The organism is Mycobacterium sp. RTGN4, from assembly GCF_033804635.1.
Classification (GTDB): Bacteria; Actinomycetota; Actinomycetes; order Mycobacteriales; family Mycobacteriaceae; genus Mycobacterium.
On sequence record NZ_JAPZLB010000012.1, the window covers coordinates 110142 to 125582 of the forward strand.

Consider the following 15441-nt stretch of genomic DNA (forward strand, 5'->3'; position numbering starts at 1 on the left):
TTAATGGAAACGGTTATCATTATCGTCATGTCGAATTCTTGCCGCCTCGGCCTCGCCGCCACGGTCCTACTTGCTGCCCCCTTCGCGCTGGCGTCGTGCTCGAGTGGCGGTGAAAGCCAGTCCGTCGCGTCCTCGTCGACGAATGCCCCGTCATGCCCCACGACGCCGGTCGAGGTCGTCGTGAGCGTGGATCAGTGGGGCGGCATCGTCTCCGAGCTCGGCGGGGCGTGCGCCAAGGTCACGACCCTGTTGGCCAGTTCGTCGGTCGATCCCCACGACTACGAGCCGTCGCCCGCTGACGCCGTCAAGTTCTCCGGCGCCCAGCTGGTGGTGGTCAACGGCGGTCACTACGACGAGTGGGCGGCGAAGCTCGCCGCGGGCTCCGCACCCGCGGCGCCCGTCGTCGACGCCGTCCAGGTGAGCGGCCTCGATCAGAACGGCACCAACCCCCACACCTGGTACAGCCCAACGGCGGTGACGCAGGTGGCCGACGCCGTCACTGCGCAGCTGAGCAAGCTGGCGCCAGGTGCGTCCGACTACTTCGCTGCGCGGCGCGGCGAATTCACCAGCACGCTGCGGCCCTACGACGACCAGATCGCCGTGATCAAGACGGGCGCGACGGGCAAGCGGTATGCCGCGACCGAGGGGGTCTTCGACTACATGGCGTCCGCGCTGGGGCTGCAGAACGAGACTCCGGCGGGCTATCAGACCGCGACAAACAACGAGTCCGACCCGTCGCCTGCCGACCTCGATGCCTTCCTCGGACTGCTGCGGAACAAGGGCGTCGACGTGCTGATCTACAACACCCAGACCGAGGGTTCGGTGCCGCAGCAGCTTCGCAGCGCGGCGGAATCAGCGGGTGTTCCGGTGGTCGAGGTCACCGAAACGGTGGCGCCCGGAGCGAAATCGTTCGAGGCTTGGCAGGTGGACCAACTCACTGCCCTCGCCAAGGCGCTCGGTGTCGCAACCTGATCAGGCGGCCGAGGAGGCCGATACGCCCCCGGCGCTGTCCTTCGACGACGTCAGCGTGGTTCGAGGCGGCCGGCTGATCTGGTCGGAAGGCACCTTCGACGTACCCTCGGGCGGCATCATCGCCGTCATCGGAACCAGCGGGTCGGGCAAGACGACGCTGCTGCACGCCGTACTCGGCACCATCCCGACGGCCTCGGGGGAGATCCGGGTGCTGGGCAAGCCGCCCGGCGCCGCCACCGGGCTGATCGGCTACGTGCCGCAGAACTACGCCGCGGCGGCAGGCAGCGCGATCCGCGCCCGCGACGCGGTGATGCTCGGCCTCACCGGCAACCGGTGGGGCTTCGGACGGGCGGACGGCGATCAACGTCGTCGCGTCGACGAGATTCTCGCCGCCGTGGACGCTACGGAGTTCGCATGCAGGCGGCTGTCGCAACTGTCCGGTGGACAGCGCCAACGCGTCGCCATCGCCGAGGCACTCGTCGGGCGCCCCCGGCTGCTCATCCTCGACGAGCCGCTGACGGCGCTCGACGTCCGGAACCAGCGGGGGATCGTCGGCCTGCTGGCCAGGATCAGGGAGGAGTTCGGCGTCACCATCGTGGTCGTCGCCCATGACCTCAATCCGCTCTTGGGGATCCTCGACGGTGCCATCTATCTATTGGACGGGCACGCGCACTTCGACACCATGGACGAGGTGGTCGACGAGCACCTCCTGACCCATCTGTACGGCACGTCGATCCAGGTGGTGCACACCCCGCAGGGCGACCTCTACATGCGGAGCGTGTAATGAGTGCAGAAGTTATAGCCCTTGGCTACCAAAGCAATTGGGCGCAAATCCTGACGTCTGCCTTCATGCGCAATGCGCTGCTTGGCGGCACGCTGGTCGCGCTGGCCGCTGGGCTGATCGGATACTTCATCATCGTGCGCAGCAGCGCGTTTGCCGCGCATGCGTTGGCCCACATCGGTTTTCCCGGCGCCACCGGGGCGGTTCTGGTCGGGCTTCCGGTGACGGTCGGGCTCGCCGTGTTCTGCGTCGGCGGCGCGCTCGTCATCGGTGCGCTCGGCAAGCGTGCCGATGAGCGCGAAGTGGCGACGGGGACGGTGCTGGCCTTCGCAACGGGGCTTGGGTTGTTCTTCAGCTCACTCGCCACCAAGAGCAGCAGCACCGTCACCAACGTGCTCTTCGGAAACCTGCTGGCCGTATCTCATGAGCAGTTGGTGACGTTCGCGGTGGCGCTTGCGGTGATCGCGGCCGTCGTGGCGTTCGTGTATCGGCCGCTGCTGTTCGCTTCGGTCAATCCCGAGGTGGCCGAGGCCAAGGGCGTCCCGGTGCGCGTGCTTTCCGTCATCTTCATGGCCCTGTTGGGCCTTTCGGTGACGATGGCGGTGCAGGCCGTCGGCACCTTGCTGTTGTTCGCGCTGGTGGTCACGCCTGCGGCGACGGCGATTCTGCTGACCGCGCGACCCGGCGTCGCGATGGCGGTGGCCACCGGGCTGGCCGTGGTCTCGGTGTGGGCCGGCCTCGCGGTGTCGGCGATGTTCAACGTGCCACCGAGTTTCGTCATCACCACCATCGTGTCGGTGATTTGGCTGGTGGTCTGGCTGGTCGCCCAACGCGGCGCCAAGGACCGTAGCGCGCCAGCGCCATCGCACGGTGCGCCCGTAGTCGAGGGCTGATCCACTAACGTCATGAAGCATGTCCAGAGGTCCGATGCCGAGGCGGCGCGCGACTCTGGCATCGCTCGCTGCGGAACTCAAGGTGTCCCGCACCACGATCTCCAACGCGTACAACCGGCCGGATCAGTTGTCGGCCGACCTCCGCGAACGGGTGCTCGCCACCGCCAAGGAGCTTGGTTACCCGGGCCCGGACCCCGTCGCACGCTCGCTGCGCACCCGCAAGGCGGGCGCTGTCGGCTTGGTGCTGACCGAGCCTCTCGACTATTCGTTCAGCGACCCGGCGGCGCTGGGGTTCGTGACGGGGCTTGCGGAATCGTGCGAGGAGGCGGGGCAGGGGCTGCTGCTGGTGGCGGTCGGCCCCGGCCGTAGCGTCAGCGACGGCACCGCAGCGGTGTTGTCCGCAGGCGTCGACGGGTTCGTCGTGTACTCGGCGGCCGATGACGACCCCTACCTTGCGGTCGTCGCGCAGCGCGGACTGCCCGTCGTCGTCGTCGACCAGCCGATGGGAGTGCCAGGGACGTCGCGTGTCTGCATAGACGATCGGGCGGCCATGAGAGCAATCGCCGATCACGTTGTGGGACTTGGCCATCGGCACCTCGGCATGCTGACGATGCGACTGGGAAGGGACTGGCCGCATGACACCGAGGGCCCCGCGCTCGCCAGCTCGGACCGGGTGAGGTCGCCACACTCCCACGTGCAGCGGGAACGCATCCGCGGCGTGCTCGACGCGATGAAGGACGCAGGGCTCGAACCGGATTCGCTGACCGTGGTGGAGAGCTACGAACATCTGCCGACTTCGGGTGGCGACGGGGCGGAAGTGGCGCTGGAGGCCAACCCGCGGATCACCGCACTCATGTGCACCGCGGACGTGCTCGCCATATCCGCGATGGATTACTTACGTGCACACGGCATTTACGTTCCTGGCCAGATGACGGTGACGGGGTTCGACGGGGTGCCGGAGGCGCTCGCGCGGGGACTCACCACCGTCATTCAACCCAGCGTCGAGAAGGGCCGCCGCGCGGGTTGGCTGCTCCACAACCCGCCGAGGTCGGGGCTGCCGGTGGTGGACGTGCTGGAGACCGAGTTGGTGCGCGGACGGACCTCTGGGCCCCCGGCTTGATGTGTCGGTGCAGGTCAAAAATCCGCGCATCGCGTGGTGTTCAACGCCATAGCTAGAAAATTCGCATCTCGCATGCGGAATTAATACCGTCGGACGCATGCAGCTGACGCGCTTCACCGATCTCGGACTCCGCGCCATGATGCTGCTGGCCGCGGGAGAGTCCGACGACCGCCGCATCACGACCCGCATGATCGCCACCAGTGCGGGTGCGTCCGAAGCCCACATCGCCAAGGCGGTGTCCCGGCTGGTGGAGCTCGGCATGGTCAATGCCCGACGCGGACGCGTCGGAGGACTGGAGTTGACCGACGTTGGTCGCTACGCGTCGATCGGCTGGCTGATCCGCCAACTCGAGGGCGATCGGGACGTCGTCGAGTGTGGCGGCGACAACCCGTGCCCGCTGGTCGCCGCGTGCCTACTGCGTCATGCACTCGCCGACGCCAAGGAGGCGTTCTACCGCGAACTCGATCGGCACACCGTCGCCGATCTCGTCGGAAACCCAAGTCTGCCCATCGTTTTGCACACAACCCTGGAGAGGAACCACCGATGACCGTCACCCTGCCCGACCCGCCAGTCGTCCACGATGAACTCGAGGCCCACCACGCCGAGGTGATCAGAGCGACGCTGCCGCTGGTCGGAGCGAACGTGGACGAGATCACCACGGTGTTCTACCGGATGCTGTTCGACAATCATCCTGCGCTGCTTCGCAATCTGTTCAACAGAGGCAACCAAGCCCAGGGCGCGCAGCAGCGGGCGCTTGCGGCGTCGATCGCCACCTACGCGACCCATCTGGTCGACCCGGAACTGCCGCATCCGTCGGAGCTGTTGTCCAGGATCGGGCACAAGCACGCGTCATTGGGTATCACCGCCGACCAGTACGGAGTCGTGTACGACAACCTCTTCGCGGCGATCGTCGAGGTGCTGGGCGCCGACACGGTGACGTCCGATGTCGCCGCCGCGTGGGACCGGGTGTACTGGATCATGGCCAACACGCTGATCGCGTTGGAGCGTGACCTCTACGCCGCCGCCGGCGTGGCGGACGGGGACGTTCACCGTCGCGCCACGGTGGTGTCCCGAGTGGACGATCCGTCTGGCGCCGTGCTGCTCTCCGTTCACCCCGTCGACGGGGTGATCCCGGACAACGTTCCCGGACAATATGTTTCAGTCGGCGTGACGATGCCCGACGGAGCCCGCCAGCTGCGTCAGTACAGCCTTGTCAACGCGCCGGGCGCCGACGAACTCGTGTTCGCCGTCAAGCCGGTCGACGCTGCCGGTGATGCGCCCGCCGGCGAGGTGTCCAACTGGATCGCGGCCAACGTGAGGGTGGGTGACTTGCTCGACATCACCATGCCGTTCGGGGACCTACCCGCGCCTGAGTCCAAAGATCGGTCCACGGTGCTCATCTCAGCGGGTGTCGGCATCACCCCGATGATCGGGCTGCTCGAGTACTTCGCCGCGCAGACACCCGATCGCCATGTGCGCGTGCTGCACGCCGACCGGGGCGACAAGCAGCATCCGCTGCGAGAACGGCAGCACGAACTGGTCGCCCAGTTGCCCAACGGCAGCCTCGACGTCTGGTACGAGGACGGGCTGACGGGTCAGCGGGACGGCGTGCACGCCGGAAGGATGCTGCTTGCGGATGTGTCCATCCCCGCCGATGCCGAGGTCTACCTGTGTGGCAGTAACGGTTTCGTCCAGGCGGTCCGGGCGCAGTTGACCGACATTGGTGTCCCTGCCGACCAAGTGCATTGCGAGCTGTTCAGCCCGAACGACTGGCTGCTGGGCTAGCGGTACTCCCGCCGAGCCTCCACAAGGTAGTTCAATGCCGTGGCGACGTCTTCGGGGTCGTCGATGCGATAGCGCGCCAACGTGTCTCCGGGCCCGACCTTGACCCCGACGTCAGCGTCGAGCATCCGTCGAAAGGCCTTCTCGTCGGTGACGTCGTCGCCGAAGAACACCACCGCCGTCGCACCGGTCTGCACCCGAAGCGCGTCGACCGCCTCGCCCTTGTCGGTGGTGATGACGGCGAACTCGAGCACCGCCTTGCCCGACGTGACTTCGGCCGCCCACGACTCCGAGGCGGTGCGCGCCGCAGCCAGCGCGGCCGCGCCATCATCGGCGTTGGCGTTGCGCACGTGCAGCGCAACGCTCGCGGGCTTGGGCTCGACCGTCACACCGGGCCGTCCGGACGCGATCGCGGTCAACTCCGTGGTGATGCGCTGAAGTAGTTCGGTGTCGATCGGGTTGGCAAAGCCGGTATCGAACTCGGCCCCGTGGCTGCCCACCAGATGCACCGTCGACGGCATCGCCGAGAGTTCACGCAGGGTCGCCAGTGCCCGACCGGACACCAGCACGACCGACGTTCGCGGTAGGTCGGCCAGCGCGACAAGGGCATCGGCGGCGCGGGGCAGTGCGCGTGCGGATGCGGGGTCGTTGACGATGGGCGCGAGGGTGCCGTCGAAGTCGGAGGCCACTAGTAGGCGGTCCGTTGACGCGGCCGCGCCGAGCGCGACGACGAGCTCGTCGGGAAGGTTCACCCTCAGATCTTCGGTTGCTCGCCGTCTCCGATGAGCAGCCGCATCGCCAGGTCGAGACGTTTGCTCACGTCTGTGGCCGAGGCGCGCCTGGTCAGCCAGGCCAGCAGGTTCGACAGCCACACGTCGGAAATCACCCTGGCGATGTGGAATTGGTCCTCGGTGGGCTCGCCGTCACTCATCGCGCGCGCGAACATCGAGTCCATCAGCTTGCCGACGTGATCAACTTCACCGGCGGCCGAGGCATCGGCGAACACGAATGCGCGCGTCATGGCCTCGGTGAGCAGTGGGTTTCGCTGCATCGCTCGGTTGAGCCTGCCGACCATCATGTTGAGCCGCTGATACGGGGTGCCACCGGTGAGCGACGCCCGATCGGTCTTGGCGTCGATGCGCTCGAACTCGCGACCGAGCGCGGACACCAAGAGGTGCACCTTCGATGGGAAGTAGCGGTAGAGCGTGCCGACCGCGACGTCAGCGCGTTCGGCCACGGCCCGCATCTGAACGGCCTCGTAACCGCCCTTGGAGGCGATCGCGAGGGTGGCGTCCAGGATGCGCTTGCGGCGTTCCCGTTGAGCTTCGGATCCGAGCTCGGACTCGGCTAGCACGGACACGGTCGTCACCCGACGGGGGCCGGTGGTCGAATCTGACCCCGAGCCCGAGTTGGTAACTGCTGGCGGAGAAGACCCAGACATGCGGCGAGCAGCTCCTTCACGTTCGTCACTGTGTGAAAACGATACGCACGGCGCCGCTTAATTTCGCACCTCCGCGCCCCCGGGACACCTACGTGTCCTGCTCTAATGGCGGTCGACTTGACGTTCGATCGCTGTCACCATTAGAACACGTTCTAGTAAGAAGCATCGTCTTCTTGCCCAAGCCTAGGAGGCCGGAGATGTACGTGGTGTCTTCCACCATCACCGACGAACAGTTTGCTGCGCGCGAGTTGGTCAGGAGCTGGGCCTCGGGTTCCGGGGCCATCGCGGCCATACGTGCCGTCGAACAGGGCGGTGCGAACGCCTGGCGAGCGCCCTACGAGCGGTTGGCCCAACTGGGGATATTCGGAGTGGCGATCCCCGAGGAACTCGGGGGTGCGGGCGGCAGCGTCGAGGACCTGTGCGCCATGGTCGACGAGGCTGCCGCGGCGTTGATTCCCGGCCCGGTCGCGACGACCGCCCTCGCGACCCTCGTGGTCACCGACGAGACGCTGCTCGAAGCACTGGCGTCCGGCGAGCGCACCGCGGGTATCGCGCTGGGCTCGGACATCACCTTCTCCGATGGCACCGCGACGGGCGCCGCCGAGTTCGTGTTGGGTGGGCTGGCTGACGGGCTGCTGGTGCTCCCGGCCGGAGGGCAGTGGGTATTGGTCGACGCCACCGCCGACGGAGTCACCGTCGAGGCGCTCGAGGCCACCGACTTCTCCCGGCCCTTGGCCAGGGTGGAGCTCGCATCCGCGCCTGCGACTGTGCTGCCGTTGTCCCACCAGCGGATGGTCGACCTGACCGCGACGGTGCTCGCGGCCGAGGCCGCCGGGCTGGCCCGCTGGATGCTCGACACCGCGACTGACTATGCGAAGGTGCGCGAACAGTTCGGCAAGCCGATCGGAAGCTTCCAGGCGGTCAAGCACATGTGCGCCGAGATGTTGTTGCGCGCCCAGCAGATCGCGGTCGCGTCGGCGGACGCCGCAGGCGCGGTCGCTCATGACGACGAGGCGCAGCTGTCCATCGCCGTGGCCGTCGCCGCCGCCATCGGCATCGAGGCGGCGAAACTCAATGCGCGCGACTGCATCCAGGTGCTCGGCGGCATCGGCATCACCTGGGAGCACGACGCGCACCTGTACCTGCGGCGCGCGTACTCCATCGCGCAGTTCCTCGGAGGAAAGTCTTTCTGGCTACGGCGTTGCGCGGAGCTCACCCGTGCGGGCGTGCGGCGGCAACTCGACGTCGACGTCACCGACGGCGAGGCCATCAGAGCCGAAATCACTTCAGCGGTGGCCGACATCGCCGCGCTGCCGGAAGAGAAACGTCAGCGCGCACTGGCCGAGAGCGGACTGTTGGCGCCGCACTGGCCCAAGCCGTACGGCCGCGCGGCGTCGCCTGCCGAGCAGTTGGTCATCGATCAGGAACTCGAGGCGGCGGGCGTGAAGCGGCCCGACATCTCGATCGGCTGGTGGGCCGCGCCCACGATTCTTGCGCACGGCAGCGCAGCGCAGATCGAAAAGTTCATTCCTGGCACGCTCACCGGTGACGTGTACTGGTGCCAGTTGTTCAGCGAGCCCGGGGCCGGTTCAGACCTTGCGGCGTTGCGCACCAAGGCCGTTCGTGCCGACGGCGGCTGGAAGTTGACGGGCCAGAAGGTCTGGACCTCCAACGCACATCGCGCAGACTGGGGCATCTGTCTGGCCAGAACCAATCCCGATGCGCCAAAACATAAGGGCATCACCTACTTCCTCGTCGACATGCGCTCGCCTGGCATCGACATCCGCCCGTTGCGCGAGATCACCGGGGAAGCCCTTTTCAACGAGGTCTTCTTCGACGACCTGTTCGTGCCCGACGACATGGTCGTCGGGACGGTCGACGGTGGCTGGCCACTGGCTCGCACCACATTGGCCAACGAACGCATCGCCATCGCGGCGGGCGGCGCGCTCGACAAGGGCATGGAGCACCTGCTCGAGGTGATCGGCGACGCCGACGTGGATCCGGCCGAGGCTGACCGGCTCGGGACGCTCATCGTCGCGGCTCAGGTCGGTGCGCTGCTGGACCAGCTGATCGCGCAACTGGCCGTCGGTGGTCACGACCCCGGTGCACCGTCGAGCGTGCGCAAGTTGATCGGCGTGCGCTACCGACAGAACCTCGCCGAGACCATCATGGATTCCTACGCAGGCGCGGGCCTGGTGGACTCGCCTGACGTGCGGTACTTCCTCAACACCCGTTGCCTGTCGATCGCGGGTGGCACCGAGCAGATCCTGCTGACCGTGGCAGGGGAACGGCTGCTGGGTCTGCCGCGGTAGCGCCTGCGTCGAAAACTCACGCCGCGCGGAAGTTCATCGCGTCGCCGTTCATGCAGTAGCGCAGTCCGGTCGGCTGGGGACCGTCGTCGAAGACGTGGCCGAGATGACCGCCGCAGCGGCGGCAGAGCACCTCGGTGCGGGACATGCCGAGTGTGTTGTCGTTGTGCTCGATCACGGCGTTTGGCAAGGGTTTCCAGAAGCTCGGCCAGCCGGTGCCGCTGTCGAACTTGGTGGTCGACGAAAACAGGTCCAGTGCGCAACCGGCACAAGTGAAGGTGCCTGCTCGGTGTTCGTCGTTGAGCGGGCTGCTGTAGGGCGTCTCAGTACCGGCGTTGCGGAGCACGTCGTACTGCTGTGAGTTGAGCAGCTTGTGCCACTCCTGGTCAGTATGGGTGACTTCGAAGTTCCCGCTGGGCGGCGCGGCCTCGGCCTTGTTGCGCAGCGAGCTGCATCCCGCGAGTACGCCGACTATCGCGGTGCCGAGCAGAAGGCGCCGTCGAGTGAGGTGCGATTCGGTCGAAGCGGTCATGCCTCGACGGTAACCCTCCACGCGTTTGCGGAGCGGATTCGTCAGCAGCCGGTAACAACCGTGCGCACCGATTAGGCACGCCCACTGGGACACTGGAGGGATGCGTGCAATGACATCCCGGGTGCGACTGACCATCGGAACCTGTTTCGGCGTGCTGGGCCTCGCCGGAGCGGTGTTCGTCGGGTTGCCCCAGGTCATTCAGGCCACAAGCGGTGCGACGGACTCCGTCGTGGTGCCCGCGCCGACGGTCGACGAACCCACGGCCGGCGCGACGGCGGTCCTCGCGGGCGGTTGCTTCTGGGGTGTTCAAGGCGTCTTCCAGCACGTCAAGGGAGTGACGGAGGCGGAGTCCGGCTATGCGGGCGGCAGCAAGGACACCGCGGACTACGAGACGGTCAGCACCGGCACCACCGGCCACGCCGAGTCAGTGCGCATCACCTACGACCCGACACAGGTGACGTTCGGACAACTCCTGCGCATCTACTTCTCGGTTGTGACCGACCCGACCCAACTCAACCGCCAGGGTCCGGACACCGGCACCCAGTACCGCTCGGCGATCTTCGCGCAGGATGCGACGCAGCAGCGGGTCGCGCAGGCGTACATCGTCCAGCTGAACCAGGCCAAGGCCTTTGCAGGCCCGATCGTCACCAAGGTCGAGCCGAACACCGGATTCTTTCCGGCCGAGGGCTACCACCAGAACTACCTGAACTCGAACCCCACCTCCTCGTACATCGCGATCAACGACATGCCGAAGGTGGACGCGCTCAAGGAGTTGTTCCCGAGCGAGTACCGCGACCAGCCGGTGCTGGTACCCAACGCGGGTTAATACGTCGTCGTCGCGCAGGCGCTCGGTGACGTGAGGTTGATGTTGGCGTAGACCACCTGGATGTACGTGCAGGCGATGAAGTTGGCGTCGAGCTTCGGCCGCCCGGTCGACCAATCCGTGGTGCGCGTGTTCCCCTGAAGGGTGAACTTCTCGGGTGGGCCTCCGTCGAAGTAGACGGTGCTGAACTCAACGGACCCAATCGATTTGAACATCCGGGTATTCGGTGCGTTGAAGTCCGAGTCGAGGTACACCATGCGATCCGGCGACCGCACGGTGGTGTTCTGACGGGCATAGAACTGCGGAGGGAAGCCCGTCGGGCCGTCAGGGGTGAGCAGGTTCGCCGACGTGGTGAAGTAGCACTGGCCGTCGGCCTTCACGCAGTTGGCCGTGGCGTGGACCTCGAGGGTGGTGCCGTCGTCGATGGGGATGGATGCCGTCGCCGAGTTTTCGGCCGCCGAGGCGATGGTCGACGTGACGAGTGCGAGAGTCAGCAACGTCGTCGAGGCGAGCGCGGCGATGCCGGCCAACCGTTTCATGTGGATCCCCTCTGTCTTGCTGCGTAGACGTTAGCTCGGTCGCTACTCGTCATAGGTGACTTCAACGGAATCGGACTTCGGGTGCGCCTGGCAGGCCAGGATCAGGCCCTCGTCCAGATCGGATTGTTCGAGCACGTCGTTGACGTGCATGTCGACGTCACCGCTCTTCATGAGCACCGCACATGCGCCGCAGTGCCCCTCGCGGCAGGAGAACGGCGCGTCGAGGCCCTTGTCCAGCAACACGTCGAGCAGTTTGGCGTTGCGCGGCCATCGCACCTCTTGGGTGCTCCCGTCGAGGGTCACCACGGCGGTTGCGGGGCCTTCGCCGCTGTCGTCTTCCGCGATCACGATGGCTGCGAACGGGTCCGACTCGAGCGACTTGAACACCTCGATGTGGATGCGTTCGGGCGCTGCGCCTGCGGTCTTGAGCGCTTCCTCGGCGGCCGCCATGAACGGACCCGGCCCGCAGATGAAGGCTTCGCGAGCGGCGTAGGGCTTCACCAACGCCGCGAGCGCCACCGCGTTGGGCAGGCCCTGGACCGACTCGAGCCAGTGCACGACAGTCAGCCGGTCGGGGTACTTCGCGGCCAATTCGCGGAGTGCGGAGGCGAAGATGACCGACTTCTCGTCGCGGTTGGCATAGACCAGCTTGACCTGGCCTGCCCCCTCGGAAAGTGCGGACTTCAGGATGGCCAGCATCGGGGTGATCCCGCTGCCCGCCGCCAACAGTAGGAAGTCGGCGTCGAGCGTTTTGGGTACGAACGTGCCCGACGGCGCAAGCACGTGGAGGCGCATGCCGGGATGGGCGTTGTCGCACAACCAGTTCGACGCGTAGCCGCCGTCGGTGCGCTTGACGGTGACGGTCAGCGGGTCCCCGGTGAACGGTGAACTGCACAGGGAGTAGCAGCGAGCCACCGATCCGGTGCGGTCGCTGGGCACGCGCAACGTGAGGAACTGGCCAGGCGCGTAGCGCAGCCGGTCGGCCGGCAGATCGGCCCCGTCGGGCACCTTGAACACCAGCGAGCGCGCGTCGGCGGTTTCGTCGACGACGTCTGCCAACTGCAGCTCGAGCACGTGCTTGCCGAGCGGCTCGTCCGTCACGCGGCGTCTCCCTCATTGGTATCGATAAGCGACCAGAACTAGAACATGTTACAAAAATGCGCTTCCGCAGGTCTAGCCACCGTAGGAATGCCTTACTCGACACAAATCGTAACGTGTTCTAATCTCTGTCTAGTTCGTAAACTTTTCATTACTTGGCCCCGCAGCGCCCTGGAGGCAGTCCCGTGACGTCCATTGAACAACGTGACGCGCAGTCCGTCCTAGACGGCATCGATGATTTGTTGCCGCTGGTCGCCAAGCGCGCCCAAGCCACCGAGGATCTCCGGCAGATTCCGGACGACACCATCGCCGAGCTCGTCGAGGTCGGATTCTTCAAGTTGCTGCAGCCGTCGCAGTGGGGCGGGTTCGAATGCGACCCGACGGTCTTCTACGAGGCCGTCCGCAGGCTCGGCAGCGCATGCGGTTCGACCGGGTGGGTCAGCTCCATCATCGGCGTGCATAACTGGCACCTGGCGCTGTTCGATCAGCAGGCGCAGGAGGACGTCTGGGGTGACGACCCGGCCGTACGGATCTCGTCGTCGTACGCCCCGATGGGTGCGGGCGTCGTGGTCGACGGCGGCTACCTGGTCAGTGGCTCATGGAACTGGTCGTCGGGATCGGAACACGCCACGTGGGCGTTCCTCGGCGGCCCGGTGATCAAGGACGGCAAGCCCGTCGACTTCGGCAGCTTCCTGATTCCGCGCACCGAATACCGCATCGACGACGTGTGGAACGTGGTGGGCCTGAAGGGCACCGGCAGCAACACGATCGTCGTCAAGGACGTGTTCGTGCCGCGGCATCGCTTCCTGTCCTACAAGAAGATGAACGACCTCACCGCGGGTGGTTACGAGCGCAACACCGCACCGGTGTACAAGATGCCGTGGGGGACAATGCATCCCACCACCATCACCGCGCCGATCATGGGCATGGCCTACGGCGCCTACGATGCCCATGTCGAGCACCAGGGCAAGCGCGTGCGCGCCGCGTTCGCCGGCGAGAAGTCCAAGGACGACCCGTTCGCCAAGATCCGCATCGCCGAAGCGGCCAGTGACATCGACGCCGGGTGGCGTCAGCTGATCGGCAACGTGCGCGATGAGTATGAACTGCTCAAGGCGGACAAGGAGATTCCGTTCGAACTGCGGGCAAGGGCCCGGCGCGACCAGGTCCGGGCCACCGCCCGTGCCATCGCCTCGGTCGACCTGCTGTTCGAAGCTTCGGGTGCCACCGCGCTCAACGTCGACCAGCCCGTGCAACGGTTCTGGCGCGACGCGCATGCGGGCCGGGTGCACGCCGCCAACGAGCCTGAGCGCGCCTACCTGATCTTCGGAAACGACGCGTTCGGGCTCCCGCCTGCGGACACGATGGTCTGATGTCTCAAGCGGTTCAAGACATCACGTTCGAGGCGACCTCTCGCTTCGCGCAGGTGCGCGACGACATGCGCCTGCACTATCACGAAGCGGGCGAAGGCAATCGGGAGACCGCTGGCACTGTGGTGCTGCTGCACGGCGGCGGGCCCGGTGCGTCGAGTTGGTCGAACTTCAGCAAGAACATTGCGGTGCTCGCCGAGCGCTTTCACGTGCTCGCAGTCGACCAGCCGGGCTATGGCCAGTCCGACAAGCACACCGAGCACGAGCAGTACAACCGGTACAGCTCGTTGGCGCTGCTGGGGCTCTTCGACCAGCTCGGCATCGAACGTGCTGCGTTGGTGGGTAATTCGCTGGGCGGTGGCACCGCGGTACGGTTCGCGCTCGACAACCCGAAGCGCGCGGGTCGGCTGGTGCTGATGGGCCCCGGCGGGCTTTCGGTGAACCTCTTTGCGCCCGACCCCACCGAGGGCGTCAAGCTCCTTGGCAAGTTCACCGTCGATCCGACGCGCGAGAACCTGGAGAAGTTCCTGCGCATCATGGTCTTCGACCAGAAGCTCGTCACGGAAGAACTGATCGACGAGCGCTTCGCGATCGCCAGCCAACCCGAGTCGATTGCAGCCACAAAGGCCATGGGGAAGTCCTTCGCGGGAGCTGATTTCGAGCTCGGCATGATGTGGCGCGAGGTCTACAAGCTGCGTCAGCCCGTGCTGCTGATCTGGGGGCGCGAGGACCGGGTCAACCCGCTGGACGGGGCACTGGTGGCGCTCAAGCAGATTCCTCGGGTGCAACTACACGTATTCGGTCAGTGCGGGCACTGGGCGCAGCTGGAGAAGTTCGACGAGTTCAACAAGCTCACCGTAGATTTCCTTGGGGGTTAGGCCATGAGCATCAAGTCGTTGGGGTATCTGCGGCTGGAAGCCACCGATGTGTCGGCGTGGCGCGAGTACGCGCTGAAGGTGCTCGGCATGGTCGAGGGATCCGGGCACACCGACGGTGCGCTGTACCTGCGGATGGATGAGTTTCCGGCGCGGCTGGTCATCGTGCCCGGTGAGCACGACCGGCTGCTCCAGTCCGGCTGGGAGACAGCGAACGCCGCAGCGCTGCAAGAGATTCGCCATGCGCTCGACGTGGAGGGCACGCCGTACAAGGAGGCCACCGCCGCCGAACTCGCCGACCGCCGCGTTGACGAGATGATCGTCTTCGACGACCCCTCCGGCAACACCCTTGAGGTCTTCCACGGCGTGGCGCTCGAGCACCGGCGCGTGGTCAGCCCCTACGGCCACAAGTTCATCACCGAGGAGCAGGGCCTTGGTCACGTCGTGCTGACCACCCGCGACGACGTCGAGTCGTTGCACTTCTATCGGGACGTGCTCGGATTCAAGCTGCGCGACTCCATGCGACTGCCACCGCAACTGGTCGGAAGGCCCGCCGACGGGCCGCCGGCCTGGCTTCGGTTCTTCGGTGTCAATCCGCGCCACCACAGCCTCGCCTTCATGCCAGGCGAAACGCCAAGCGGCATCGTCCATCTCATGATGGAAGTGGGCAACAGCGACGACGTCGGGTTGTGCCTGGATCGTGCGCTGCGCCGCAAGGTGCCGATGTCGGCCACGCTCGGTCGCCACGTCAACGACAAGATGCTGTCGTTCTACATGAAGACTCCCGGTGGCTTTGACGTCGAATTCGGTTGTGAGGGACTCGAAGTCGAAGATGACGGCTGGGTGGCGCGCGAGAGTACCGCGATCAGCCTGTGGGGCCACGACTTCAGCGTCGGCTTCAACAAGTAG

Annotated in this window: 16 protein-coding genes; 11 read left to right on the plus strand and 5 right to left on the minus strand. The window is 66.2% G+C overall.

The window, feature by feature from the left end; translation table 11 throughout:
* Positions 1-27: 27 nt before the first annotated feature.
* The 6 genes from SLQ30_RS23890 (at position 28) to SLQ30_RS23915 (ending at position 5551) form a co-directional block, all read left to right on the plus strand.
* Positions 28-972 (plus strand): metal ABC transporter solute-binding protein, Zn/Mn family, encoded by a 945-nt coding sequence (locus SLQ30_RS23890; protein ID WP_319449262.1) that lies wholly within the window; start codon positions 28-30, stop codon positions 970-972.
* A complete protein-coding gene (locus SLQ30_RS23895) occupies positions 959-1756 on the plus strand; it encodes a metal ABC transporter ATP-binding protein (protein WP_319449263.1) in 798 nt (265 codons plus the stop codon). The genes SLQ30_RS23890 and SLQ30_RS23895 overlap by 14 nt, the downstream gene beginning before the upstream one ends.
* Entirely contained in the window at positions 1756-2646 is an 891-nt protein-coding gene (locus SLQ30_RS23900; protein WP_319449264.1) for a metal ABC transporter permease, read from the plus strand. The genes SLQ30_RS23895 and SLQ30_RS23900 overlap by 1 nt, the downstream gene beginning before the upstream one ends.
* A gap of 19 nt (positions 2647-2665) precedes the next feature.
* Positions 2666-3766, plus strand: a complete 1101-nt coding sequence (locus SLQ30_RS23905) for a LacI family DNA-binding transcriptional regulator (RefSeq protein ID WP_319449265.1) — start codon at positions 2666-2668, stop codon at positions 3764-3766.
* Positions 3767-3863: 97 nt separating this feature from the next.
* Positions 3864-4313: an Rrf2 family transcriptional regulator gene (locus SLQ30_RS23910; RefSeq protein ID WP_319449266.1), complete on the plus strand. Its 450-nt coding sequence runs from the start codon at positions 3864-3866 to the stop codon at positions 4311-4313.
* Complete coding sequence (locus tag SLQ30_RS23915; RefSeq protein WP_319449267.1) at positions 4310-5551, plus strand: protoglobin domain-containing protein; 1242 nt, start codon at positions 4310-4312, stop codon at positions 5549-5551. Before SLQ30_RS23910 ends, SLQ30_RS23915 begins: the two co-directional genes overlap by 4 nt.
* Here SLQ30_RS23915 and otsB read toward each other — a convergent pair.
* Positions 5548-6306: a trehalose-phosphatase gene (otsB, locus tag SLQ30_RS23920; RefSeq protein ID WP_319449335.1), complete on the minus strand. Its 759-nt coding sequence runs from the start codon at positions 6304-6306 to the stop codon at positions 5548-5550. The genes SLQ30_RS23915 and otsB overlap by 4 nt on opposite strands.
* Positions 6303-6908: a cholesterol catabolism transcriptional regulator KstR gene (gene kstR / locus SLQ30_RS23925; protein ID WP_319449336.1), complete on the minus strand. Its 606-nt coding sequence runs from the start codon at positions 6906-6908 to the stop codon at positions 6303-6305. Before kstR ends, otsB begins: the two co-directional genes overlap by 4 nt.
* A 278-nt stretch (positions 6909-7186) precedes the next feature.
* Here kstR and SLQ30_RS23930 point away from each other — a divergent pair, with 278 nt between their 5' ends.
* Positions 7187-9301 carry an acyl-CoA dehydrogenase gene (locus SLQ30_RS23930; RefSeq protein WP_319449268.1) on the plus strand — a complete coding sequence of 705 codons (2115 nt, stop codon included), beginning with the start codon at positions 7187-7189 and terminating at the stop codon, positions 9299-9301.
* 16 nt (positions 9302-9317) lie between these two features.
* Here SLQ30_RS23930 and msrB read toward each other — a convergent pair whose 3' ends face one another.
* Positions 9318-9830 carry a peptide-methionine (R)-S-oxide reductase MsrB gene (gene msrB / locus SLQ30_RS23935; protein ID WP_319449269.1) on the minus strand — a complete coding sequence of 171 codons (513 nt, stop codon included), beginning with the start codon at positions 9828-9830 and terminating at the stop codon, positions 9318-9320.
* 109 nt (positions 9831-9939) lie between these two features.
* Between msrB and msrA the strand changes: the two genes are divergently transcribed.
* Positions 9940-10656 (plus strand): peptide-methionine (S)-S-oxide reductase MsrA, encoded by a 717-nt coding sequence (msrA, locus tag SLQ30_RS23940; protein ID WP_319449270.1) that lies wholly within the window; start codon positions 9940-9942, stop codon positions 10654-10656.
* Here msrA and SLQ30_RS23945 read toward each other — a convergent pair.
* Positions 10653-11192 carry a hypothetical protein gene (locus SLQ30_RS23945; RefSeq protein ID WP_319449271.1) on the minus strand — a complete coding sequence of 180 codons (540 nt, stop codon included), beginning with the start codon at positions 11190-11192 and terminating at the stop codon, positions 10653-10655. The genes msrA and SLQ30_RS23945 overlap by 4 nt on opposite strands.
* Before the next feature lie 42 nt (positions 11193-11234).
* The gene (locus SLQ30_RS23950; protein WP_319449272.1) at positions 11235-12293 is read right to left on the minus strand and encodes a ferredoxin--NADP reductase; all 1059 of its coding nucleotides are present in this window, start codon (positions 12291-12293) and stop codon (positions 11235-11237) included.
* Between the two features lie 182 nt (positions 12294-12475).
* Here SLQ30_RS23950 and hsaA point away from each other — a divergent pair, with 182 nt between their 5' ends.
* Genes hsaA through hsaC form a run of 3 tightly spaced genes read left to right on the plus strand, consistent with a single transcriptional unit; the run spans position 12476 to position 15441 of the window.
* Positions 12476-13660 (plus strand): 3-hydroxy-9,10-secoandrosta-1,3,5(10)-triene-9,17-dione monooxygenase oxygenase subunit, encoded by a 1185-nt coding sequence (gene hsaA, locus SLQ30_RS23955; protein WP_319449273.1) that lies wholly within the window; start codon positions 12476-12478, stop codon positions 13658-13660.
* On the plus strand, positions 13660-14535 hold the full coding sequence (gene hsaD / locus SLQ30_RS23960) for a 4,5:9,10-diseco-3-hydroxy-5,9,17-trioxoandrosta-1(10),2-diene-4-oate hydrolase (RefSeq protein ID WP_319449274.1): 876 nt from the start codon (positions 13660-13662) through the stop codon (positions 14533-14535). The genes hsaA and hsaD overlap by 1 nt, the downstream gene beginning before the upstream one ends.
* A gap of 3 nt (positions 14536-14538) precedes the next feature.
* On the plus strand, positions 14539-15441 hold the full coding sequence (gene hsaC / locus SLQ30_RS23965) for an iron-dependent extradiol dioxygenase HsaC (protein WP_319449275.1): 903 nt from the start codon (positions 14539-14541) through the stop codon (positions 15439-15441).